This window comes from Methanosarcina baltica (assembly GCF_055394095.1).
Genome location: NZ_AP042463.1, coordinates 1,802,128 through 1,826,783 on the forward strand (window position 1 = coordinate 1,802,128; position 24,656 = coordinate 1,826,783).

Annotated in this window: 18 protein-coding genes; 5 read left to right on the forward strand and 13 right to left on the reverse strand. The window is 49.3% G+C overall.

Features of this window, described 5'->3' with window-relative positions:
* Nucleotides 1-6 precede the first annotated feature (6 nt).
* The 8 genes from ACZ5QV_RS07820 to ACZ5QV_RS07855 form a co-directional block, all read right to left on the reverse strand.
* Nucleotides 7-1,467 (reverse strand): MFS transporter, encoded by a 1,461-nt coding sequence (locus tag ACZ5QV_RS07820; RefSeq protein ID WP_464601977.1) that lies wholly within the window; start codon nt 1,465-1,467, stop codon nt 7-9.
* A gap of 97 nt (nt 1,468-1,564) precedes the next feature.
* The gene (locus tag ACZ5QV_RS07825; RefSeq protein WP_464601978.1) at nt 1,565-1,837 is read right to left on the reverse strand and encodes a hypothetical protein; all 273 of its coding nucleotides are present in this window, start codon (nt 1,835-1,837) and stop codon (nt 1,565-1,567) included.
* A gap of 403 nt (nt 1,838-2,240) precedes the next feature.
* The gene (gene pheS / locus ACZ5QV_RS07830; protein WP_464601979.1) at nt 2,241-3,728 is read right to left on the reverse strand and encodes a phenylalanine--tRNA ligase subunit alpha; all 1,488 of its coding nucleotides are present in this window, start codon (nt 3,726-3,728) and stop codon (nt 2,241-2,243) included.
* A gap of 390 nt (nt 3,729-4,118) precedes the next feature.
* Nucleotides 4,119-5,456, reverse strand: coding sequence for a tryptophan--tRNA ligase (locus ACZ5QV_RS07835; protein WP_464601980.1), 1,338 nt, complete (start codon nt 5,454-5,456; stop codon nt 4,119-4,121).
* Between the two features lie 984 nt (nt 5,457-6,440).
* Nucleotides 6,441-7,649: a radical SAM/SPASM domain-containing protein gene (locus tag ACZ5QV_RS07840; RefSeq protein WP_464601981.1), complete on the reverse strand. Its 1,209-nt coding sequence runs from the start codon at nt 7,647-7,649 to the stop codon at nt 6,441-6,443.
* Between the two features lie 319 nt (nt 7,650-7,968).
* The gene (locus tag ACZ5QV_RS07845) at nt 7,969-8,580 is read right to left on the reverse strand and encodes a translation initiation factor IF-2 subunit beta (protein ID WP_464601982.1); all 612 of its coding nucleotides are present in this window, start codon (nt 8,578-8,580) and stop codon (nt 7,969-7,971) included.
* Nucleotides 8,581-8,674: 94 nt separating this feature from the next.
* Nucleotides 8,675-9,196 (reverse strand): 50S ribosomal protein L16, encoded by a 522-nt coding sequence (locus ACZ5QV_RS07850; RefSeq protein ID WP_464601983.1) that lies wholly within the window; start codon nt 9,194-9,196, stop codon nt 8,675-8,677.
* Nucleotides 9,197-9,646: 450 nt separating this feature from the next.
* Nucleotides 9,647-10,846 carry a DUF1786 domain-containing protein gene (locus tag ACZ5QV_RS07855; protein ID WP_464601985.1) on the reverse strand — a complete coding sequence of 400 codons (1,200 nt, stop codon included), beginning with the start codon at nt 10,844-10,846 and terminating at the stop codon, nt 9,647-9,649.
* A 95-nt stretch (nt 10,847-10,941) separates the two neighbouring features.
* Between ACZ5QV_RS07855 and ACZ5QV_RS07860 the strand changes: the two genes are divergently transcribed.
* Nucleotides 10,942-11,481 (forward strand): MogA/MoaB family molybdenum cofactor biosynthesis protein, encoded by a 540-nt coding sequence (locus ACZ5QV_RS07860; RefSeq protein ID WP_464601986.1) that lies wholly within the window; start codon nt 10,942-10,944, stop codon nt 11,479-11,481.
* Between the two features lie 343 nt (nt 11,482-11,824).
* Here ACZ5QV_RS07860 and ACZ5QV_RS07865 read toward each other — a convergent pair whose 3' ends face one another.
* Nucleotides 11,825-12,631 (reverse strand): helix-turn-helix transcriptional regulator, encoded by an 807-nt coding sequence (locus ACZ5QV_RS07865; RefSeq protein WP_464601987.1) that lies wholly within the window; start codon nt 12,629-12,631, stop codon nt 11,825-11,827.
* A 475-nt stretch (nt 12,632-13,106) separates the two neighbouring features.
* Between ACZ5QV_RS07865 and ACZ5QV_RS07870 the strand changes: the two genes are divergently transcribed.
* Nucleotides 13,107-13,367 (forward strand): YhbY family RNA-binding protein, encoded by a 261-nt coding sequence (locus ACZ5QV_RS07870; protein WP_464601988.1) that lies wholly within the window; start codon nt 13,107-13,109, stop codon nt 13,365-13,367.
* A gap of 1,002 nt (nt 13,368-14,369) precedes the next feature.
* Nucleotides 14,370-17,144, forward strand: coding sequence for an alanine--tRNA ligase (gene alaS / locus ACZ5QV_RS07875; RefSeq protein ID WP_464601989.1), 2,775 nt, complete (start codon nt 14,370-14,372; stop codon nt 17,142-17,144).
* Nucleotides 17,145-17,306: 162 nt separating this feature from the next.
* Here the strand turns inward: alaS and ACZ5QV_RS07880 are convergent, their stop codons facing one another.
* A complete protein-coding gene (locus ACZ5QV_RS07880; protein ID WP_464601990.1) occupies nt 17,307-18,347 on the reverse strand; it encodes a methyltransferase domain-containing protein in 1,041 nt (346 codons plus the stop codon).
* A 159-nt stretch (nt 18,348-18,506) separates the two neighbouring features.
* Here ACZ5QV_RS07880 and ACZ5QV_RS07885 point away from each other — a divergent pair, with 159 nt between their 5' ends.
* Nucleotides 18,507-19,916: a C45 family autoproteolytic acyltransferase/hydolase gene (locus tag ACZ5QV_RS07885; RefSeq protein WP_464601991.1), complete on the forward strand. Its 1,410-nt coding sequence runs from the start codon at nt 18,507-18,509 to the stop codon at nt 19,914-19,916.
* 95 nt (nt 19,917-20,011) lie between these two features.
* A complete protein-coding gene (locus tag ACZ5QV_RS07890) occupies nt 20,012-21,127 on the forward strand; it encodes an amidohydrolase family protein (RefSeq protein ID WP_464601992.1) in 1,116 nt (371 codons plus the stop codon).
* A gap of 17 nt (nt 21,128-21,144) precedes the next feature.
* Here ACZ5QV_RS07890 and ACZ5QV_RS07895 read toward each other — a convergent pair whose 3' ends face one another.
* The 3 genes from ACZ5QV_RS07895 to ACZ5QV_RS07905 form a co-directional block, all read right to left on the reverse strand.
* Nucleotides 21,145-22,272, reverse strand: coding sequence for an isocitrate/isopropylmalate dehydrogenase family protein (locus ACZ5QV_RS07895; RefSeq protein ID WP_464601993.1), 1,128 nt, complete (start codon nt 22,270-22,272; stop codon nt 21,145-21,147).
* A 106-nt stretch (nt 22,273-22,378) separates the two neighbouring features.
* The gene (locus ACZ5QV_RS07900) at nt 22,379-22,870 is read right to left on the reverse strand and encodes a 3-isopropylmalate dehydratase small subunit (RefSeq protein WP_464601994.1); all 492 of its coding nucleotides are present in this window, start codon (nt 22,868-22,870) and stop codon (nt 22,379-22,381) included.
* A gap of 205 nt (nt 22,871-23,075) precedes the next feature.
* Nucleotides 23,076-24,512 (reverse strand): ATP-binding protein, encoded by a 1,437-nt coding sequence (locus tag ACZ5QV_RS07905; protein ID WP_464601995.1) that lies wholly within the window; start codon nt 24,510-24,512, stop codon nt 23,076-23,078.
* Between the last annotated feature and the right edge of the window lie 144 nt (nt 24,513-24,656).

Genomic DNA, 24,656 nt, shown 5'->3' on the forward strand with positions numbered 1-24,656 from the left:
CCGGATTCAGGTCCTGAGGCTTTTTTCAAAACCCGGAAGCCTGAAAGAAAGTAAAAACACAAAATAAATAATAAGGCCCGCAATCAAAAAGGTGCTACCCCCCAGAATCCCGTAGAAAAAACCTCCCAGGATCAGGCCGCTTATGCTTGCCAGGCTCCCGAAACTGCTCGCAAAACCCTGAACGGTCCCCTGGTACTCTTTTCCCGCAAGCCTGGAGATTAGGGAGAGAAAAGACGGCCACATAAGCCCGTCTCCGGCCGCAAAAAAGCATGCTGCAAGGTAAGTCAGGAAAAGGTCTCCCGGAATCAAAAGCAGAAAGTTCGTGCCCAGCAGCAGGCAGCCGAAAATCGCAAGGGTGGAGTCGGAATAGCGTTTCGAGGCCCGGGAAAGCACGGGGCCCTGAACGAAGACCAGCAGGGAACTCAAAACCGTAAAATAAATCCCCATCTCCGCAATGCTCCAGTCAAGCCGCATTATCGCGTGCAGGGGAAAAGCGGTATAAAATAGGTTGAAGCCGAAAAAAATCAGGAAATAGAGCCCGAACATGTAGGAGATGTGGGGCATTTTCAAAACCTCCTTAAAGCCCGGATTTCCTGTCCCCCTCCCGGTCCCACACTCCCTCAACTGGTAACCGAAGATTTTTCTCACACTTTTTCCTTCCAGGGCCCCCCCTCCAATCTGTTCGAGGGCGCATTCCCTTGATTCCGGGACGTGGGCCGCTATCAGGTAGGTCCCGACAAGGGAGATTATAACCGCCCCCAGCACAGGGAGGGCTTCCCCATATTCGGTTACGCTCAAAAGCCCGGCCAGGGCGGGCCCCACGATGAAACCCAGGTTTGTGGAAATCGACATCCTGCCAAAGTTCCGGTTCCTGTCCTTTTCTTCCGTGATGTCGGCCAGGTAGGCGTTAGCGACCGAAACGTTGCCTCCGGTAAGTCCGTCAAGGGCCCGGGCAAAAAAGAGGACGGCCAGGGGGAGAGTGAACAGGAAATTTCCCATAATCCCTGATTTAACGTTCATGAGGACGGAAACCGGTAGAAAAAGGGCTGTCAGGAAAATGATCCAGGAGAGGAAAGTCCCGAGCTGGCTTAAAAACAGAATCTTCTTTCGTCCGTAAATATCGGACCAGCGGCCCAGAATCGGGCCCCCGATAAGCTGGAAGGCCGGGTACATGGAACTTATCAGCCCGTAGACAAAAGCGTTTCCTCCCAGCCTTTCTACGAGGAATACGAGGAAGGGGAGCACGATACTGAAACCCAGGGTTCCTATGAAGTTGACTGCCAGGAGAGGGAGGAGGGAGATTTTTTCCCTGGTGTAGGTTTCCGGGGTTTCCTGTGTGTTTTCAGGAATACTTTCAGGAATGTTCTCTGAAATGTTTTTCGGATCTTGCCCCGGTTTTCCTTTCGGGTTGTTTTCCCGGGCCTCTTCCGGCGTATTTTCAGGAATGTCCCCCTTTCCCCTGCTCATCAGTTAATATTAATCCATCTCTCCAGATAACAGTTTACTCCTCGATCTTCAAAACCTCAGCCCAGGTCCGTTTACCGCATTTCGAGCATTTGAGGTACTACTTTTTATTGATACCTTTCGGGCTGAGAGCATTGACCGCAGGTGAGATTTCGAAGACTTCTCCGCATTCGGAACAGCGGTAGGCAAAGTTTTTCGTGTGCCAGACCACCAGGAGGATGACGCTCCCGGCGACGGTCAGGAGCCAGAGCTGCCTGTATTCAGGGAGCAGGAGGATTGAAAAGATGGTTATCACTGCGATAAATGAAAGGAGAATTAAACCAACCCTGAGCCAGTCTTTATTCGTGATTTCCCGGTATCTGTTTGTGTTCATGGATAATCTCCATCCCTTTTCATGCATCTTCGGTTAAGTGAGGAATCATGATAAATTACATCTATTTCCACAACAGCTATCCAGGATTTTAACCGAATATGGGCTGGAGAAAGGTATCGATTTTAGGTAATAAGGGCAACATTTGAGGTAGACTTCCGGTACAAAATCGATTGACTTCAGGCAAGAAAATTCTTAACCGATGACCAATGAAATGCCTTTTGTGAGATCCGGCTCAAGGCATGGAGAAAAATAGCGAGAAAACAGAGATTTACAGAAAAAACAGAGATTTACAGAAAAAACAGAAAAAACAGAAAAAAAAGTAGTGAAAAAATAGCGAAAAAATAACTAAAGAATAGAGAAAAAGTCGCGGAAAAATTGAAAAAAGTAAAAAAAGGATCTGGTTTCAGACCCTTCTAACTTCGCTTTTCCTGAGCCAGTCGATGTCGGACTGGTAGAGGAGCCTGAGGTCTTTGAGCCCCAGTTTCAGCATGGCCACCCTGCTAACCCCGAGTCCCCAGGCCAGGACGGGTTCCTTGATTCCCAGGGGTCCGGTGACTTCCTTTCTGAAGATGCCGGCTCCTCCTAATTCCACCCAGCCAAGGCCGTCCACGTAGACTTCGGGCTCAACGCTCGGTTCGGTGTAGGGGAAATAGCCGGGCCTGAAACGGACTTCATCAAAGCCCATCTTGTTGTAGAACTCAGAAAGCAAGCCGAGCAGGTCCGCAAAAGACATATTTTTGTCCATGACCACGCCTTCGAGCTGTTCGAACTCGGGGGTGTGGGTAGGGTCAATGGTTTCTCTCCGGTAAGCCCTGTCGATGCAGAAAGCTTTTACCGGGGGTTCCGGGTTGTCGGCCAGGTACTTGATGGTAACAGCCGTTGTGTGGGTCCGAAGAACGTTCTTTTCCCCGAGTTTCGGGTCCCATTCCCCACCCCATCCGCGGGAATCAAGGTCTCCGCCGCATTCGTGCATTGCTTTTACGACGTCTATGTATTTTCCGGGGAGGGAAGAGCGGCTTCCCAGGTGGAAGGTGTCCTGCATGTCCCTTGCGGGGTGGTCCTGGGGCTGGAAGAGGGCGTCGAAATTCCAGAAGGAACTCTGGACGATGTCTCCCTTGATCTCGGTAAAGCCCATCTCCAGGAAGATCTGGCGCATCTGGTCGATCAATCGGTGATAGGCATGGATCTTGGAGCCGTAGACAGGTTTCGGTCTTATGTTGATGTTGTAGGGCCTGTAATTTTTGTCCTTCCAGGCCCCGCTCTTCAGAAGTTCGGTTGTTATCTGGGTGATCTCTTCTTCGATTACCAGGTCTTCGGCGGCAAAGGAGCGGCCTTCGGGTGTGGTCGAAATGGTCCTGAACTTTTTTTCGTGTTTTGCTACGATTTTTCTTTTGAGCAGGTCTTTTAAGGTCTTTTCAGCCTTGGGGTCTTCGGAAAATTCGGCAGGAGTCTTTGCCTTTCCCTCAAACGCAGCAAGGAGTTCCTCGTCCTTTCCGGCCCCGGAACTTCCGGAGGGGACCATTAACCCGTCCTCTATTTTCGCCCAACCTTTCCTGACCAGCCAGCCGGTTGCTATTCCAACCATCTTCGGGGAAAAGCGGGCCTTGAGCTCATCGAGAGGGACAGGGCCTTCGAGCGCATCAAGGATCTGGCGTTCGGGAAGGCCTTCTTTAACGTAGGTTTCGCCTTCTCCGGTCAGGGAATAGCTTTCTACGACCTTTTCGGAAATGGCTGTAAGTCCCTTTTCCTCAAGCAGGAAAGCCGCCTGCATTGCCGCATCTACCTGCACCCCTGAACCGCTTTCGAGTTCGGCGGGGGTTGCGGTTTCCATTTCCTGCAGGGCAAGCAGGACCTTTTTTTCGTTAGTTGTGAGATTTTCCTGGGCACTCATGGCAAGATCAAACCCTGATTTTTTTTCCTGATTTTTTATGGATTAAATGAAATTTGATTAAATTTTTGTGAAATTCGATTACAGTTATGTATAATTTTTTTAACCAGTGATGAACAAAGATTTAAACCACGGAAGACACGGAAGACACGGAAGACACGGAAGAAAGAACGCCCGACATACGCCATTTTCGGCTTCTCTGGTGTTTTTTAGTCCGCTTGAGCGTAGCGAAACGGACCTCGTGCTGCCGAAGCGAAACTCGGCTGATACGCCATTTCCGGTTGTTCTGGCGTTTTTTTCCGTTTTTTTTTCCGTGGTTATGAGACCTGAGATAAGTTAGTTAAGAACACTGTGTTCTTGACTATAATCCTGATCGGCTCTGATTGGAACCTATCATTTCTTATAACTGACCCCGTACTCATCAAGCTTTTCGCGAGCAAGTTCCCGCTTTTCCTGGTGGTCTTTGAGGAAATCATGCATGAGTTCGGAGGCCAGGTTCTTGCAGGAGCCGCACATCCTTTCTCCGGAGAGGCATTCTTCTCTGATCTCCAGAAGTTCCTTATCATCCTCAACCAGGTGGAAGAGCATGAGTTCAAAGACCGAGCACTCGTCGGGTTTACCGCCTTCTTTTTTCTGCTCTTCGAGGGTCACGCAGCCACCGGTCTTCGCCCGCTTGACTTTTTTGGCTCCGTCTTTAGGGTCGTCCGTGAGCGCTATGTGGCTATCCGGGACGCTGCTCGACATCTTTCCTCCCTGAAGCCCGCTCATGAAGCGATGGTAGGTGGAAGCCGGGGGTAAAAAGGCGTAGCCTCCGAAGTCCCGGGCCACTCCCCGGATGATTTCTTCAAGCTTTTCGAATCCTGCAGGGTTTTTAAGGCCTGCAGGGTCGCTAAATTCCAGGACGTCCAGGTGTTCTTCGTAGAGCTTGACCTTTCCAGGGATGCGATTTTTAAGTTCCTTGAGGGCTTCTTTCGGGGCGGCCTTTCCCCTGACGCTCATGAATTTCCTGCCGGTTTTGTCTTCCCTCTCCTCAAGCCTGAACATATTCATCTTACCGGCCAGGCCCCGAGTGAGCCTGAGGTGGGGATCCTGGTCAGGCCCCACGGGGACAACCACGGGTTTCGGGCCTCCGTATTCTTCGAGTTCGGGCTGGAGGATGTCCGCGGCCTGGGTCGCCGTACTGAGCATATGGGCGAGGCTGGTCTCCCCGGAAAACCCGTAGATGGCGCTCAGTTCCGAGAAATTGACTTTGGCCCCGAGCTCAAATGCCAGATCCTTTACACTCTCGCATTCGGACTGGAAATAGATCAGACCGTCGGGCTTGAAGCCAAGCGCGATCAGGCTAAGGATGTACTCCTCAATCCCAATTTCCCTGCACTTCTCCCAGGTAAACCCGCGCACGGCAAAAGCTTCCCGGTCCGCAATTCCGAAAAAGGCGTCGCCCCCCTGTTCCTGGTGCCAGATTAGCTGATCCATGACCATCTTGTGTCCCAGATGGACCTTTCCGGAGGGCATAAAGCCGTCTATTGCTGAAAAAGGGGCCCCTGTACTCATGGCCTTTGCTACCTGTCCGTAATCCCGGTGCCCGAAGATGACCTTTCTCCGCATGTATTTATGGGGGTTCGGGACCCCGGCCAGCACGTCTTCAAAAGGAGAAATCCCAAATTCGTCGAATAACTTGGAATAATCACTGATCTCGCTTGAACTCCACGGGTCAAGTTTCGTGTTCATAAATTCCCTCAATGGCTGCCGTTTTTCCGTATTCCACATGGGTTTAAGGGCGGCAGTAGTTTTTTGCTGAATTATTTAGTTATGAATTTTAATTCGGATGAACCGGATGTATTAAAGAATGGTTAAAATATAACTCCAGATTTTATTTCAGGAATTGCTCTATACTCATACAGGTTGCGTTTTTGTTGGTAGAGACGTTTGGTGTGTACACTCAAACCACGGAACACACGGAACACACGGAATAAGGATGCAGGGAGACGATATTTAAGGTTGCTCTGGTGTTTTTTCGTCCTCTTGAGGGAGCGTAGCTCCCGAAAAGGACACCGTGCTCCCGAAGCGGAACTCGGGGAAGACGATATTTAAGGTTGCTCTGGTGTTTTTTTCGTCCTCTTGAGGGAGCGTAGCTCCCGAAAAGGACACCGTGCTCCCGAAGCGGAACTCGGGGAAGACGACAATTAAGGTTGCTCTGGCGTTTTTTCGTCCTCTTGAGGGAGCGTAGCTCCCGAAAAGGACACCGTGCTCCCGAAGCGGAACTCGGGGAAGGCGATATTTAAGGTTGCTCTGGTGTTTTTTTGTCCTCTTTTAAGAATCCAAGAGTGTTTTTGAATCCGATTATATAAAGATCCAACTTACTCACCGGCCATCAGGCCGGTTTCCGTGTCCTTCCGTGTCTTCCGTGGTTAAGAAATGGTAAACAAAAATACTTGATATTATATTTGACTCATTCCTAAGCATTGGATTATTAATTCCTGTTCCGGGTAAACTGTCCTTTAAAAATACTTATTCTTATGTATATGTTTATCTCCCGAGTTTCGCTTCGGGATCACAGGTAATCAAAGATTTTATGGGAGTTGCACTGCAAGCGCAACAGCACGGAGGGTGAGTCCCCGTTTCGCTCGCTACGCTCACTCAAGCGAAATAATAATCCAAACACGGACTAAAAACCCAAAACCGGACTAAAAATATACAGATTTTCTCTAAAATTCATCCCCGGTTCACTTTTTGAAAGTCATACGGAAGCTTTGCTCCTTCCGGGATTCTGTCCACGAGTTCCAGAAAAACCGGGTCCTGCATGGGACAGGTAAAGTTCTGCCGTTGGAAGTAGGGGTAAGTCCTGATTTTCCGCCAGCCCTCTTTGAGGGATTCTTCCCTGATGTTTCCGAAACTGAAAGGTGGGTAAGGGCCCGGTTTTACAAAACCTTCTACCGTGACATGGAGCCAGCGCCGGCCTTCCATGGCCCCGAGCATCTGGCCTTCGAAGTAGCTGTTTGCAAACATTCTGGGGCCTTTGGGGCTGGAATTGACTTCCCGGTAAAGTTCGAGGATGGCTTTTCGGTCTTCGTCGGAAATCCGGGGTTCTTTTCCATTTTTAGGCATGGCTTCCCAGACCGAGAACTCATGCACCCCGAGTTTTTCGGCCAGGGTGTAAAGTTCCCGGAGTTCGTGTATGTTTGCGGGAGAGACATGTGTGCTCATGGCAACCGTCAGGCCTGTATTGAGGGCTGTTTTTATGGCTGATTCCGCTCTTTCGTAGGCTCCTTCCGAGTTTCGGGCCGCGTCGTGTTTTTTGGGATCGGTTGAGTAGATTCCCACCGTCAGGGCATGGAGCCCGGCCTCTTTCAGGCGCACTGCAGTCGTTTCCGTAAAGTCCGTTCCCCAGGTGGAGCTGTTTACTATGGCCCGGTTCTTGTCCACGTATTCAATAAGCTCGAAAACCTCTTCCCTGAGGAGGGGGTCGTTTTCCGTGAAGGTGATGATGAGGGCTCCGAGGTCCAGGGCTTCGTCGATGACTCTTTTTATGCTTTCAGTGTCAAGTTCGCCTATTCTTTCCTCTGCGGAAAGCCTTGCCCGATTCTGGCGGGTGAGTTCGATTGAGACGGTTTCGGGGATGTATTTTCCGACCGCAATCTGCATTTCCGCAAAAAGTAGCCTTTTGAAAGCCGGGCCAGGGATGGGAGGCAGCCAGGCGGAAGGGATGATTCTGTCCTGTTCTACCAGAGCTGGTTTTTCCTCCCGAAGGCGTTCGTTGATCTTTTTCATGATGGGGCCAAAAGCCCCTTTCAGGATTCCGCCGGCTTCGAGTTGCAGCAGGTCTCCACTATGCCGCAGATTGACGGAAAGGCCCGGGACCGAGAGCAGTTCTACAGGCCCTGTCCGGGAAAGGTCGGATGCTGTGTTTTTCTCAGAGCTCATTTCAAAATAACTCCTGAATATTCCGGAAGTTTTTTCGGTCCGGTTGATTATTTTATTCCGGAATTTTCTGATTATCCGGTTTTTTTTTCTGGTCGGACATCTACTTAAAACAACTTTTGCTTAAAAAAGCCGGGCTTATTAATTATGTTTATCTGGCTACGAAAAAAAAGCAAGTGAAAAAAGATCTGTGCTACGGGAGAAAAATAGAAAAGTGACGATTGGAACCCTGAGCTAGAGCTCTGGGAAACAGAATGGGGTGGGGCAGAATATCGCCCCTCTCCCTGCTGTATTTTTTCGGAATTTTCCTGAATTTTTGGTTTCAGACAGCCAGTTCCGCAAAGGCCAGATTTCCACTGATTCTCTTTATCTTTATCTTGACGACATCGCCTTTCTTGGTTCTGGGCACGAAAATAGTGTACCTGTCCACCTTTGCGATTCCGTCGCCTTTTGACCCGACTGCGTCGATGCGCACTTCGTAGGTCCCGCCTTCTTCAATGGCGTCCCTTGCTTCGACCTGGCTAACCTTTCTCTTCTTGACAGGCCTGTGGGCTCCACAGGCAGAGCATTGCAGAATAAGTACTCTGTCAACTCTGACAAGCTGGGTATCCGGCCGTCTGCACTCCGAGCACATGACGTACTCGTCCACATAAGCCTGGATGTTATTCGTAATCTGGCTCCTCATGAACCTGCCCTGGAAAACGGCCCTGGAACCTTCGAGTTTTCCTGCGGTCCCCAGTTCTCTGGTCAGGTACTTCATAAGGTGATCAGGGTCCCGGTTCAGGACATCGGCAATGTTTCCGAAATTGTCCAGAATCGTGGTCTTTCCTTCGGCAAAGACTTTGGGATCGGGGATTACGAATCGAACATCCGTGGTCTCAATATCTGGCAGCTTGGCAATGGCACGGTCCAAAAGCTCTTCGTAATCGTACATTCCAATACATCCTTTGGTTATTATATATTTGTATGTTAGTATGTTGGCGATCCGGTCGCATTCGGGCGGGCAATTTTTGCCTTATTCTACCCGATTAGTTGACCAGTTCCGCTCCTTTTTCGATAATGATCCTGCATGGGGTAGGCAGTTTCTGCCCGGCGTGCCAGAGGGCCTTCTTTGCGGCCTCGAAGTTCTCCTTCTCAACGAAGACGGTGAAGATCTTCTGCATGGAGCTTACTCTGGCTGCGGTTCCCACATTCTTTCCGTAAGCGCCTCGCATCCCACTGGACACACGGTCAGCTCCGGCCCCGGTTGCCTGCTTGTTTTCTCTCAGGACTTCGTGGGGATAAACTCTGAGCTTCAGGTAGTAGTCCTCTCTGCCGGCGGAGTTGGTCAGGTGCCTGTTTGCCGTAATACGGGCAGCTTCCAGAGATACGTGCCTTATCTGGCATTTCTCTTCCGCGAGGAGGGATATCTTGACCGGGAAATTGGGGTTTGACTTATTTCCCATATCGTAGTGAATGACCTGGCTTCCGGGGACACCGCCCATGTACTTTTTCCTGGTGAAGGAGCGCTGGCCCACGTTTCTATACATACTTCCTGGTTTTCGTACCATTATTTGATTCTCCTGAAATAGATGATTGGAATAATTAATAGGATTTGATCAGCAGGATTTAGTTAATAGGATTTCAATAGAATGTGTTAATCCATTGGGGTTATTCGCACAGAAATATGTGCATATAGAGTACCTGCCTATATTTACATTTATCTGTGAACAGCTGCCGCAATGTCTTAGAAGGCATCCTGCCCGCTCTTCTTTTTCCTGCACTCGAGTTCCGCGTCGGGATCGCAGTAAATGAAGATTTACCGGGAGTCGCACCGCAAGTGCAACAGCGCGGTGTCCGTTTCGCTCGCTGCGCTCCTTAACGGACTTAATTGGTTTAATGTATGATTTTGAGCATAGTTTTAAAATTTTTATTTCATACAGCAGAATATTTTAGGGGGGGTTATTGACACACTTGCCCCTCTGGAGATTTACCCCCTAATACTTAGGACTTTATAATTGTTATTGGTGTCTTGCAAGTTTAACAGAAGGTTCCGGGTATTTTTCAAGGAAACCTTTTAAAAGCCCGAAACTGCCTGAGAGCATCATATTCCCGAAGGGGGCCGCAAAGTGCAGTTTTGGCGCAAGTTCCGCGTTGATTTCCCCTGCCGGCAGTTTTTCGAGCAGTTCCCGTTTCGGGCCCGTTACCATGACTGAGCGAATGTTTGCAAACCCCGGAGCCTCCTTTATATACGCACCGTGTCCCATGTCCTCAAAAATTTCTTTAAACCCGAGCTTCCCGTCGGCAAGCCTGACTATATAGTCCTGAAGCTTTTTTGCGTCCAGGCGGGAGGTGTGGTGCTCAAAAAGGGCTGTTACCCTGTTTTCAAGCACAATAGCTCCCAGGGTATGCCCGTTTCCGATGTTTACCACAAGGGCCGGCTGAGCCGCGGCCGGGTCCAGAAGTCCCCCGAAAATGGCGGCCGGGCCCGTATCCATGAAAACCGCCCTCAGATCGGGAATATTCTCCTCCGGAAGGGCCTTTGCCTGGGCCTTTATACGGGTGAAAGCAGGCGGGATTTCCTCCGGAGTGTACACAAAGTGTCCGAGTTCTCCTCCCTTATCAATAAACTCCTTCATAAGCTCGAAGCGGTAGATCCTGTTGCTCTTCTCCGGGGCCTCCCCGTGGTCCTGCAGGGCCAGCGCCAGGTTTGAGGGCATCTCCACTCCGAAGAGGGCAAGAGCCGCTGAAACTGCTTCAGGGTCAAAGTCCCGCATGACGATTTCAAGTGCAGCTTCTTTCTTTTCCTTTTTTCCGGTTTCTTTCTCGGTTTTTTTCCTGGCCTCTTTCCCGGCTTCTTTCCCGGTTTCTTCTCCCCCGGTCAGGATTTGTAGGGCCTCTTCCTCTGAAACAAGCTGTACTCCGAAGGCCTGCACCTTTTCGAGAGAATCGTGAAAGGTCAAAGCGGCCCTTTTTGTGGCATAGACCGCCAGGCCTTCCCGAAGGTGGGCTTTGACCGCCTTTGTGCAGGGCCCGCCTCCCATCAGGTTTCCCGTGAGGACGATGGTTTTTCCGGCTTCCGTAGCCTTTTTTATTTTCTCCGCGATTATCTGTGTGGGAGAGGGCATGATCATGACCAGGCTGTTTTCGGCTTCCTTTTCCGAGTCAAAAAGCAGGATGTCCTGTGTCCCGGTTCCGATATCTGCTGCAAGTACGCGCATATTCCGAGCAATTGAAGCTTAATCTATTAAAGCATCACTTTCATTGACAGAGAAAAGGTTTCCTTAACAGATACTGCATATAAGAGCTGATACCCATGAGTGAATCCGTACCCGAACTTCACAAAAAATATTCTACCGGTTCCCGGAAATTTGCGATAATCACAATTTCAAGCTCAAGATACGAAAAATACGGAAACGTCCCTGCTCCCGAAGCTGCAGAAGACCTTTCAGGCCAGCTTATGAGGGACGAGCTGGAAGTCTCCGGGCATGAGGTCCTGGCCTACAGGCTTGTGCCGGACAGGGAGGCAGAAATTGTTTCTGCCTTACTTTCCTCCCTTGAAAGCGGGGCTTCCATTATAATCACCAGTGGAGGAACAGGCCTGACCTCAGGAGACATTACCATAGAGTCCCTGGAGCCTCTATTTGAAAAGGACATTCCCGGCTTCGGGGAACTTTTCAGGTACAAGAGTCTCGAAGAAATCGGGACCTCGGTCATATTGACCCGGGCGACTGCGGGAGTCGTGAAAGGAAAAGCCGTATTCTGTCTTCCCGGCTCTCCCAATGCCGTAAGGCTGGCCCTGAGAGAAATCATAATCCCTGAGGCCGGGCACATTGTCAGGCATGTTGGGGAATGAGTCAACTACCCCACGTTAAACAGGCTGTCCGACAATTATTGTCAGTAATAATCGAATTCCTTCGTTTTCTATTTAAAGGCTTTATATTCCTTTTTTTACCTGTTTTTGCCTTGAAATTGAATTGTCGGACAGCTTCTTTAGGGTTGCCTTATCTTTTTCTATGCTGTGGTTTAGGGTAACCTAATATTTAATGCTAACGCCGTTAACTCCTCAACTCCCTCTAAAAAAAATTCGGATTTTCCGCAGGTTTTGCTGTGTAAAAATAGAAGGCAGGTAGATAAGAGGGGGATCAGGTTTAACGATCATGGAAAAGGTGAGTAGTTGACCTGGAAATACAGCTTATTCAGGAATCATTTTCCGGAAATGACTCAACCTGATCTGCAAACTCCATGTAATGCCAGAAAAGTTCTTTTCCCCACTTCCTGGCAACAGGTTTGTAATTTGCCAGAAAATGCCTGTCAAACCTTCCTTTACTGTCGAAAAGCCCGATAAACATTATTTTATCGGAAGCTGCGATTACTGCAGGGACTTCAATTTCATTTTTGCTGAGGACAAAGAGTTTTGTATTGTCATGTTCCAGGAATTCCTCTACTTCCTTTCGAAAATCCATCGCCATCCTTTCAAATACCGAAGCCGTCAGGGCAAAGTTGATTTCAATTCCTTTTTTTGCAAGTTCAAGAAAAAAAGACGGGATTCGAGGATGAAAATAGGACTGAAATATGTTAATGCAGTTTGAATTTGAGAGTTGTTCTATAAATTCCGGGTTAAGTTCAAAGGAATGGCTCATGTCGGATTCCAGTAATTCATAGTCTTCCAGCTCGGAAATCCTTGTCAAAAATTCCCGGGGAATCGGGCTGAGCTTCCGGTCGTTCCAGAAGCCTTCGTTTTGCTCGAAAATCTCCAGAATATCCACCAGGGGTTTCATCTTTTCGACGATGATTTCTCCTATGGGGGTGAGCCGGTATGTCCCCTCCTCCTGGATAACCAGGTTCTGATCTTTCAGTTTTTTGATCTGGGGGAGGAGTGAGGTTCGGAGGGTTTTGATTTTCTCAAAAGTTTCCTCGCTTTTTATGGGGCCGGCTTGCAGCAGCAAAAGGAAGGCTTTTCTCTTTTCAGAAAACATAATAAGATCGAGCAGGCCCTGGTTCATTGGTATCCCCTTGTAATATTTCAGTGTACATATTTTTGGTGCTTACATGTTAATCTTATTCATATTCATTTAAATGTTTCTAAACTCGAGTTGTGCTACCCGAGTTGCGCTACCCGAGTTGCGCTACCCGAGTTCCGCTTCGGGATCACAGGAAATCAAAGATTTCCTGGGAGTTGCACTGCAAGTGCAACAGCACGGGGTCCGTTTCGCTCGCTTTGCTCGTTCAAGCAGACTAAAACCCGAGTTCTGCTTTGGGATTACGGCAATTTTAATATTTGCATGAAGTTGTGATGAAATTGCAACAGAATAGGGGTCCCCGTTTCGCTTGCTCTGCTCGCTCACGCAGAATAAAAGGTTCAAACATTACTTCAATATTTGTTACAGAATTTTGCTACCTGACTATGTTCTTCATAGTTTGGAAAATTATGCTTTTTGAACGGAAAACTTAATTATACGATTGACTGTGAGGATGCTTATGGAAAAGGATAAAATCTATAGTTTAAAGTCAGAGGCAAACAAACTCAGCCCGATCATAAATATAGGAAAGAATGGAGTTACCGACGCTGCAATTGAGGAACTGAAAAAGCAGATAAAGGCCAATAGGCTTGTGAAGGTAAAGGTACTAAAGAGCGCGGAAGAGGAGAAGGACCTGAAAGGCATAGCAGAAGAACTTGTAGAGAAAACAAAGACTACCCTTATTGAGACCAGGGGCAGGACTGTGGTTCTTTATAGATAATTTCTTCGGGACTCGCTCTCAGCATGTTTTTCATGGCTTTTTCGGGATGTTTTCTCATGTGTCTCTCCTGAATGAGGGAGGCACGGCACTATAACAGTGAAAACAGGGGTATGATGGGTCCCTTTTCCTTCTTTTGTACCCTTTTTTGGGAGTTTTCTTCTATCTTGAAGGAATTAATTTTTTTAATTTGTAATTTTTACAATATATTTATAATGTATGATTTTTATAACCACTGCAAAAATAGCCTCTTAAAATTGAATAAGGTTTTTCCATAGAATAATCTTTATCTCAGACAGCAGAAGACTCCTTCCTCGATGTTTCTAATTGAAAATTAGAAACTCCTGTTAAACCCATGGTTTAACACGACAGTTCCGACTTTGGAGGAACTGGCAGGTGGGAGATGAATGCGTCGAGACTAAGGCCCCCATTTTTTGTTTAACAGGGGACCTTAATGTTGTTTGACAGTGACCTTATGTTCTGTCCTCCTTTGCAGGAGTGGGTCCACATCGCCACTGTTATACTGGCTTGTTAATGACCTGAACACTTCCCCTACCTCTCAGGGATGTTTAATCCAAATCGAAATCTCCGAGAACGTGTGGAGTATCCTCGAATATCATGACCAGCATAACGAAAGGCTATTCAAATAGGGCTTACCGAAGCAAGCCCCTTACTCTAAAATTTTAGCCTGAGGGCTAAGATTTTAGGGAGGGGTAGTTGACACCTCAAAATCCGCTTTAATTTGTTATTGCTGCAAAATCTTGTTTTGCCAGCACTTTCCCAATGCAACACCTTATATAATTCATTTTATGATTATAGCGTTAAGACTGCGAACTGTATTAAAAAAGGTTTAATGACTGGATTTAATGGTTACACTTGATTAATTTGTATATACTTATTATACGTGAAATCCCCAGATAACGGTTGAGCGAGGGTTTTCTGCTTTCCTTTTCTTTTCGCTGAAAATCAGGCAGATTTTGCCCCCTCGCATCCGGAGAGATAATTATGCTTCAAGACGAGTATCAAATTGACTTTTTCAAAGATAACGGGTTTGTCCGGAAGCAATGCACCAAGTGTGGCGCATTCTTCTGGACGCGGGACCTTGACCGGGAGACCTGTGGAGACGCTCCATGCGATCCATATTCCTTTATCGGGAACCCGGTTTTTTCCAGGGAATTCAATATTGCGGAAATGCGTGAGTATTACCTCTCGTTTTTCGAGGCCCAGGACCATACCAGAATCGACCGCTACCCGGTGATTGCCCGCTGGAGAGACGACATTTACCTTACAATTGCCTCCATTGCGGACTTCCAGCCTTTTGTAACCTCAGGAGAGGTCCCCCCCCCAGCCAACCCTCTTACAATCTCCCAGCCCTGCATCCGCTTAAACGACCTCGACTCGGTAGGAAGGAGCGGCAGGCACCTGACAACCTTCGAGATGATGGCGCACCACGCCTTCAACAACAAGGAAAAAGAGATCTACTGGAAGGACAGGACCCTCGAACTCTGTGACAACCTCCTCAATTCCCTCAAAATCGACCCATTGGCCGTGACCTATAAGGAAGAACCCTGGGCAGGCGGAGGAAACGCAGGTGCCTGCGTCGAGGTCATAGTAAACGGGCTTGAACTCGCGACCCTTGTTTTCATGAACCTGAAACTGGACAAAAACGGCCCCATCCAGATCAAGGGTGAAAACTACTCCAAAATGGACAACTACATCGTGGACACAGGCTACGGGCTTGAACGCTTCGTCTGGGCTTCCAAGGGCTCGCCCACGATTTACGATGCAGTCTTCCCCGAGATCGTAAACGAACTCATGGGGCTTGCGGGAATCGAGCACAAACTCGATGACCCCGAATACGCAAACATCCTGGCCCAGAACGCAAGGCTTGCGGGCCTTATGGACGTTAGCGAAAAGGCCAACCTCTTTGACCTCAGAAAACAGGTGGCTTCAACCATCGGCATGACCGTGGACAAATTAGCCTCCATCATGGAACCCGTGGAAAAGGTTTACTCTATCACGGACCACACCCGCTGCCTGACCTTCATGCTGGCCGACGGGGTCATCCCCTCAAACGTCAAGGGAGGATATCTTGCTCGCCTCGTCCTCAGAAGGACGCTTCGCATGATGAAGGACCTGGACATCAGGACTCCGCTTTCGGAAATTGTGGACATGCACATCAAAAACATGCCCGAGTACCCGGAGTTCAGGGAAAACTTCCCGGTCATCAAGGACATCCTGGAATCCGAAGAAGAGAAGTTCAACATCACTCTTCAGCGGGGTCGGAGGATCATACAGAAATCCGCAAAGCACTTCAAGGAAATCGGCGGAAAGATCCCCCTCTCCCAGTTAACCGAACTCTACGACAGCCACGGAATCCCGCCCGAGACCGCAAAGGACGTCGCGGCCGAGCTCGGGGTAGAAGTCGAGTTCCCGGACAATTTCTATTCCATTATTGGAGAAAAACAGAACAAGGCTGAGAAAAAGGAAGTTGTGGAGTTCCCCTACGCAAAACAGCTCATCCACCTCCCCAAGACCAAACGCCTCTTCTACGACGAACCCACCCGCATGGAGTTCGAGGCCGTCGTCCTTGACGTTTTCGACAATAACATCGTGCTTGACAGCACCTTTTTCTATGCGGAAGGTGGAGGCCAGCCCGCAGATATCGGGACTATCAGCGCCGGAGACTCTGTTTACAGGGTAAATGACGTCCAGGTCCATGCCGGGGTAATCATGCATCATGTGGACCTGCCCGAAGGCGAGCTGGAGATCAGCAAAGGCGACATGATCGTGGGCAAGGTAAATGAGGAGCGCAGGATGGCTCTTGCGCGGCACCATACCGCAACCCACATCGTAAACGACGCCGCCAGGAAAGTCCTCGGGAACCATATCTGGCAGGCCGGAGCCCAGAAGTTCGAGGACCACTCAAGGCTGGACCTTTCCCACTACAAACACATTTCCCCTGAAGAACTCAGGCAGATCGAGCTCCTGGCCAACCGGACGGTCATGGAGAACAAACGGGTTCTGACCGAGTGGATGCCAAGGACCGAGGCCGAGCAGGAATACGGTTTCGGACTCTACCAGGGCGGAGTTCCCCCAGGAAACCTCATCAGGGTCGTCAAGGTGGGCGACGATGTGGAAGCCTGTGCCGGGACACACTGCACGAGCACGGGTATTGTCGGCCCCATCAAGATCCTGAGGACCGAGAGGATTCAGGACGGAGTGGAAAGACTTGAGTTTGCGGCCGGAGACGCGGCTGTCTATGCCATGCAGAAGACGGAATCCCTTCTGGTTGAGTCCGCAAAGATCCTCAGCATTCCCAAGGCCCAGCTCCCCGTAAGTGTGGAGCGTTTCTTCGGGGAATGGAAGGACCTCAAGAAGGAAAACGACCGCCTCAAGGAAGAACTGGCCCGCGCGAGGGTCTTCCAGCTTTTGGGCAATGCCGAAGTGATCGGCGGCCTGAAAGTGGTCTCGGAACTGGTTTCGGGGGCAGATTCCCAGGAACTCCAGAAGATCGCAACCGAACTCGTAAAGTCCGACGACGTGGTAACCCTTCTCGCAAGCGAGGTCGGGGGAGTCAAACTCGTGGCAGCCGCAGGCAAAGTGGCCGTGAAACGCGGAGTCAAAGCCGGGGACCTTGTCAGAGAAATGTCAAAAATCGTCGGTGGCGGCGGCGGCGGAAAGCCGGGCCTTGCCATGGGTGGCGGAACTGATCCCTCAAAGATCGAAGAAGCCCTGGCCCTCGGGCTTGAGCTCGTGAAGAATGTCTGTGCTGAATAAGCCGGGTAAGTTGTAAAATAAGCTAATTCGCAAACATTTAGCTGGTCAGCCAGTTTGTTTAGCTACTTGGCTGGCCATCAGTTAATAATGTAAAAAACAGTAAGCTGCCCGGCAAAACCGGGCAGTATTTCTTTTTTTTTCCCGAAATTTAGTTTCGGAACTTCAATCTTTAAACAGTACTTCACAGAGGATTGCGGTATCCCCTTTCACAAAGAGGTGGATGGTCTTTTTTCCTTCCAGGCCTTCTTCGATTTCGTTCCGGACGGCCCAGTAGTCTTCGGGTTTTACCCCGGCTCTCAGGACGACGCTTCCGACGTTTCTATCCTTCAAATATTTGTTTATTTCCTGCGGCTCAAAGGGCCTGGTCCCGAGTACAAGGTAGTTGTTCTTGACCATGGACTGTTTTGCAAGGGCATCCGTTGTAAGCAATATCCTTTTTTTGTCCACACGGAAGAGCTCAAACCCTCCTACGAGGGGGCCTACGATGTCGATCATGGAGTCTATGAGTTCGGGTAAAAGCTCAGCTGCCACGACCGAGGGCTCGGGTTCGTAGGCGTAGAGTTTCATTGTTTCGGTTTCCCGGATTTGAGAAATCGGATTGGCCTTTGCAACAAGTCCCTCTCCCGCAGGGAGGGCAACTGCCATCCTTTCAAACTGCCTGAGGGCTCCGAAGTAGAGGGTCAGGCGGTTGAGCTGTCCCTCGAGGGATATGTATTCCTTTTCACAGTCAAAGGGAATCCTCCCGGGTGGCATCTGGGGCGGGGCCTCAAAGGCGAAGTTCCGGGTCTTTTCCGCATAGGCCTCAAGCACTTTCGGGATTCCGGGCTCGATACTTGATACCTGCCTCTCATCCTCCTCGGCCGGCCTGGCGGGGTCTGAAAACACTATCTCAACTTTCGGGATCTGGGCAATGACTTCCGGGTCGAGGGCATCTCCGCAGATGAAGGTCACGTTGTCGAGCCCGTACATCTCACAGTTTTGTTTTGCATACTCGATTTTATGAGGGTCGATTTCAACAGCGTATACAGACTCGCACTGCTGGGCAAAAAAGATGGTCTGGCCCCCGATTCCGCAGCTTATGTCGGCCAGAGTCCGGCATTTCAGACGCTGGGCCCTGTAGCGGGCAATCGGTTCAGGCGTTGCGAATCTAAGGGTTTCCTTGTCCCCATGCAGGGGTTTTTCAAACTGCTTTTTACGTGGCATGTCGATCAGGGGATAGTAGGATGGTTCTTTGATTTTTATCTTTTGATCCCTTTCTATCCGTATAAATTTAAAATTATATATTTAAATACATAACTTCTGAAAACAATTATGTAATATTGCATATGTATATTCCTTGTTACATATCTATATTTTGAATAATTGGGAGGGCTTACAATTTGTCCTATCACAGCCTATAAAGAAGGTTTCAGGGATGAAATAAACGGTTGGGTCTGCCTTCATATTGAAGGAGACCCTTATGAGAGAGGTTTTCAGCACGGCTACCTTATGGCCCCGGAAATCAATGAAATTATGAGGAGTCTTGAGTATCTCACCTACTGGGACACCGGGAAAAAATGGGAATTTTTTGTTGAGGCCGCTAGAAAGTTATGGCTTTCTCCTTCGGGTTCTGGAATCGACGAGGAATTTCTTGCCGAAATGCAGGGGATTGCAGTCGGGGCAAGGGAAGCAGGAGTGGATATTACCTGGGAAGAAGTGCTGGCCTGGAACGGATACGAAGAGCTTACAGGTTACTGGTGGCCACTCCAGAAAGAGGGGAAATTTTCGGAGTCCATACGGAACAGAAAAGATCACTGTAGTGCTTTTATCGCCACGGCTCCTTATACGGGCGGGTCGATGGCTGGAGAATGGGCTGAAGAAAAGGACGAGCCCGGAATCGTCATGGCCCACAACACTTGGAGCAATTTTGAAATGGGACAATTTGGCAACCTGGTCCTGGACATCAAGCCTGCCCGAGGACAGCACATTTTCATGCAATCCTATCCCGGCTATATCCATAGCATGACCGACTTTTTTGTGACCGGGGCAGGGTTGATGGGCACCGAAACGACCATTGGAGGATTTAACTGTTATGACCCTGACCAAGTTCCGGAGTTTTTACGGGTAAGGAAGGCAATTCAGTACTCGGAGAGCCCTGACAGGTTTGTGGAATTTATGAAGAGTGGGAATAATGGAGGGTATGCGAATACCTGGTACCTGGGCGATACCAATTCCGGGGAAATCCTGCGCTTCGAACTCGGACTCGAATACAACAATGTTACCAGGAAAAAGGAGGGGTATTTCATAGGATTTAATGCTCCTCTGGACCCTCGCATCCGGAACCTGGAATGTTCAAACACGGGATATGCTGATATAAGGAGGCACCAGGGAGCCAGGCAGGTCCGACTGGAGGAGTTGATGGAAGAGTATCAGGGCAGAATAAACGTGGAAAACGCTAAGGAAATTATTGCGGATCACTACGATGTCTACCTGAAAAAGCTCAATCCCTGTTCCCGCACTGTTGACGGGCATTATGAGCTGGATGCCAGGGAATCTATGAGCCAGCCGGGAAGGCCTCTTCCTTTCCAGCCCAGGGGAGCCGTAGATGGCAAAGTGATGGACAGCAGTCTTGCAAAGGAGTTTGCTTTTTGGGGGCGCTGGGGCAATTCTTCCGGAATGCCTTTTGATGCCTCAAAATTCCTGAAAGAGCATATCCAGTGGAAGCACCTTGAAGGGTACCTGAAAGACAGGCCGTCCCAGCCCTGGACCCTCTTCAAGGCAAAGGAGCTGTAAAAAAAGCATTTGAAGGCCTTATTCGAATGGGTAAAACGGACTGATATTTTAGGACAGGAATGAGATCATTTCAGAACAGGGATGGGATAATAAATATGAGTTTCATTCAAGCTTTTGAACAGAGAATTCTGGATGAATCCGAAACGCAGGTTAAGCTCCCTGAAGGACTGTTTAAGAAAGGCCCTTCTAATATTTTAAAAGCAGGTATGGATGCAGGTGCTCCTGAAGAGAAGGTTTTGTTTCCCGAAGGCGCCATTGATATGCACCTTCATTATGTGGATTTCTTTCAGCAAACGGACGGCATGGATAAACTGCTCCGCGAAATGGACACAGGAAATATTGCAAAAACCGTTCTGTTCGGCCTGCCGGTAAAGAAAAAATGGGAGTATTTCGAACCTAATAAACCGCAGTACTACCTGGATGACAATTCAAAATGTTACTACTACTCCATGACTGACCATATAGTGGCCATGGATTACAAGGCACTTGATCCTGCCGAAAAAAAGAGAATCGCCCCAACACTCTGCGGTTTTAACCCGACGGACAAATTCGCGATTGATTACATCAAGTACATGTTCAACAAATATCCCGATACATGGAAAGGAATCGGTGAACTGCTCCTGCGCCACGACGACCTGACAAACCTAACTCTTGAAGAAACCGCAAGGGTCAACCACCCGGGCCTTGAAGAGGTTTTTGGATACTGTGCTAAAAAGGATCTGCCTGTGAACATCCACCAGAACAGCACATCAGTCGGGAACCATGACGATTTTGAGTATTTGCATGAAATGAAAGCTGTGCTAAACCAGCACGAGAATCTCAAAATTGTTTGGGCCCATTGTGGAGCTTCCCGGCGGGTAATCCACAAAAAATACTGGAAAATGGTCGATGGGATGCTGGAGAATTACCGAAACCTGCAAGTGGACCTGTCCTGGATCGTCTATGATGATATTGTTTGCAAAGAAAATTCAAAAATTCCTAAAGAGGTCTGGGTGGAGCTGATCACAAAATATCCTGACCGGTTTATGATAGGAAGTGACCTCTGCGGACATTTCAACTATCTTAACAAAGACAGGGGTCGTATCACTCTCGGCAAGACAATGGCCCGATATAATAAACTCATCTCAATACTACCGGAAGATGTGGCAAGAAAGCTTGTATGGAAAAATGCGAATGATTTATGGTTCTCTGAACAAAAAAAAGAAAAGTGAAAAACCGGAGGGAGGAATTACCCTTCCAGTACGAGCCTTGCGATCTCGTCTCCGACATCGGAGGTGCCGTTGCTTCCGCCCATGTCGTAGGTCCTGATTTTGGCATCCAGGATGTTTTGCTGGATTGCGGCCACGATTGAATCGGCGGCCTCTTTTTCTCCGAGTTGTTCGATCAAAAGCGCCCCGGCCCAGATGGTGGCAATCGGGTTGACCTTGTTCAGGCCCTTGTATTTAGGGGCCGAACCGTGGATGGGCTCGAACATGCTTGTGCCGTTCGGGTTGATATTTCCGCCGGGGGCAAGGCCGAGTCCTCCCTGGATCATGGCTCCAAGGTCGGTAATTATATCTCCGAACATGTTCGGGGTAACGACAATATCGAACCATTCGGGGTTCTTCACAAACCACATGGTTATGGCGTCTACGAAGTTGAAGTCCGTTTTAACGTCCGGGTGCTTTGCGGCAACGTCTACGAACTCTTCTCTCCAGAAACCGTAGATGTCGGAAAGGACGTTGGCCTTGTCCACGGATGAGACGTGTTTCCTGCTCTTCTCGGCCAGGTCAAAGGCGTATTCCATGACCCTTTTTGTGCCTTCCTTGGAGATCAGGCCGATTTGGTAGGCGATTTCCTCGCTGTCGGTCTCGATGTCCAGATTGAATTTGGCGGAGTAGAGGGTCCGCTTGACTTCAAGGAGGTCTTTGCTTATGCCTGTCTTTGCCCGGCCTCCGATTCCTATGTAGAAGTCCTCGGTGTTTTCCCGGACAACGGTGAAGTCGATGTCTTTTGAGGTCTTGTTCTTAAGAGGGGTCCAGACGCCTTCCAGGAGCTTCACGGGACGCAGGTTAATGTACTGGTCGAAGTAGAAGCGTGCAGTTAATAGGATCCCTTTTTCAAGAATGCCCGGGGCAATCCTCGGGTCTCCGATGGAGCCCAGGTAAATTACCGGGTATGCGGATAGCTCCTTCAAACTGTCCTCGGAAATCAGTTCTCCCGTTTCAATGTAGTGGTCTGCCCCATGGGGGTACTCGATCCATTCCACGTCAAATCCGAATTTCTCGCCTGCGGCATCTACGACTTTCCGGCCTTCAGCGAGGATTTCTGGTCCGATCCCATCTCCGGGAAGGACTGGCACCTTATACTGCGTCATATTGAATACTCCTTATTTTTAATTTTTCTGTTTTTTCAGCCGTTTTCCGGCGGCCATTTCCTGACCGCCATCATCTGACCGGCTTCTTAGATTAATGGAATTTTCCTTAATCCGTTTTGGAGACCAGGTCCCTGGCGTACTCGATAAGCCCGCCCCTGTCCACGAGTTCGCGGACAAAATCCGGGAGGGGGGTCGCCTGGTAGGTCTCAGCTTTCGTCTTGTTTTCGATGACTCCGGTGGCGAAGTCAACCTCGAGCTCGTCTCCGTCTTCAATCCTGTCCGTGTCCGGGCATTCCAGAACCGGTATCCCGATGTTGATGGAGTTTCTGAAAAAGATCCGGGCAAAGGACTTTGCGATAACACAGCTCACCTTTGACCCTCGAAGGGCCAGAGGCGCGTGTTCCCTCGAGGACCCGCAACCGAAGTTGTTGCCTCCCACCACGATATCGTTTTCCCGGACGTTTTTCGCAAAATCAGGGCGGACGCCCTCAAAGGTGTACTTTGCGAGTTCCTCCGGGGTGTTAAAGATAAGGTACCGACCCGGAATGATTGCATCCGTGTCCACGTCGTCTCCGAATTTCCAGGCTCTTCCTTTCATATGATCACCAATGTGGTCTAATTCAATTGAAAATGTGAATATGGACTGTTTTTTTATTGCGGCTTGAAGCCACAGCTCTCAGGCTCTTAATTACAGCTTGGATTGATGGTAGTTGTAAGTAATACTTATATTATTTTCTGGCGGCTTATAAAATAGGTTTACAATACTCTGCCCTTTTTCCCGAAATCTGCTTGAAAATAGGGGTTCAGGCTCTCTTCGAGCCCCCTTCCGGTCTACCTTTTTCTTCTATTTCTGGAGGCAGGGCACTCGGCTCCCCTCCCCCATGCCAGCTCCGACGGGGGTGCACACGGACCAGATGGACCGATTCGGAATGGTCGTCCACGATAAGGGCGACTCCTTTTTCGCTCCCCATCTTTTTTATGTAGGTCCGGATACTCTCCTGCATGTAGAGGGGCCTTGCTGCCTCAAGGGCCTGGATATCCTCTCCCGAGGTCAGGCGATGGCAGATTATGAGGTCACTCTGGGAGATTACCTCCCCGTGCAGGCTGGAAGGGCGCTGGGTGGCAAAGACAAGGGACAGGCCCGGCTGGCGGCCCTGCCTTAGACAGTTGTTAAGCAAAACATCGGAGGCCAGGGTCTTTCCTTCTCCGGGCAGGAAAAGGTGGGCCTCGTCTATACAGATCCAGGTCATCGGGAATTCTTCTTGCTTCACCTCCTGCTTCTCTTCCTGTTTCTCTTCCTGTTTCTCTTCCTTTTTCTCCTCTTCTTTTTTTTCTTCCGGGGGCCGGATTTCAGAATAAGGAGAAGCTTCCATCATTCTTTTCTCATAAGCCCTCCTGGCCCCGAGCCGCTTTTCATAGATTTTTCCAGCAAGGATCGAGACCACGGCCGCGCAGACATTTTCCCCGGCAAAGCTGCTTACATCAAGCACCGTGACCCTGCCCCCCTTGACCAGTTCCTCCAGGGCCACCCCTTCTTTTGCAAATATACCCCAGGAGTCCACGGCTCTGAAATAATTTTCAGCAGCTCCCTTTGCCGAACTTCCAGAGCGCTTGTCTTTGAGGATTGCGGCGATGATGTCTTCAAAAGAGTAAGAGGCAGGCCCCTCCTCACTTTCTCTTAAAATACCAATTGTCCTTACCACCAGGACCCCGACAGGGGAGACTTCCTCTATATTGAAGAGCCCGCACCACTGGCTCCCGCTTATTTCCGATATGGATATCGAAAAGGGCAGAACTTTTATGTCCCGTTTTTCGTACTCTTCCGCTTTTCCGGCTGGGACGAAGACCTCAAGCTCGAAACCTTCAGGAGAGAGGCCCCATTCCTCCAGTTTTTGCTTTTCCGCCTGGCCTGGCTGGCGCATCGTCCAGAAGATCCCCATGGTGTCAATGACAAGGGCAGCCAGGTTTTTCCCGATATGCGGGGGCAGGAGGGCCAGTTCTTCCAGGATGCAGCCCATGGTATAGGATTTTCCGTATCCCCGCTTCCCGCAGATCAGGAGGGCGTGGGGTTTGAGGGCGTCCAGAAAAACCGCGGCCCCCCTTGACCGGTCAAGGGCCAGGTAGTTTCCTAGAAACAGCCGGCCTTCTCCGGGGTTCTCATCGTTTCCAAGTACACGCTCTTTTGCGGCAACAGAAGCCCGAAATGAGTTTTCAGGATTTTTTTTCCTTTCTCCTATCATCGTTTAATAATCGGGACAGTCAACTATATAATATATTTTTTTATGCAGGGTTCCAATAAAAATCGTATGTATTTTTTATGTTTTCGTATTATTTTGTATTTGATTGTGTACAAAGTTTTATGTAGCAATCTGTCAAATATACTT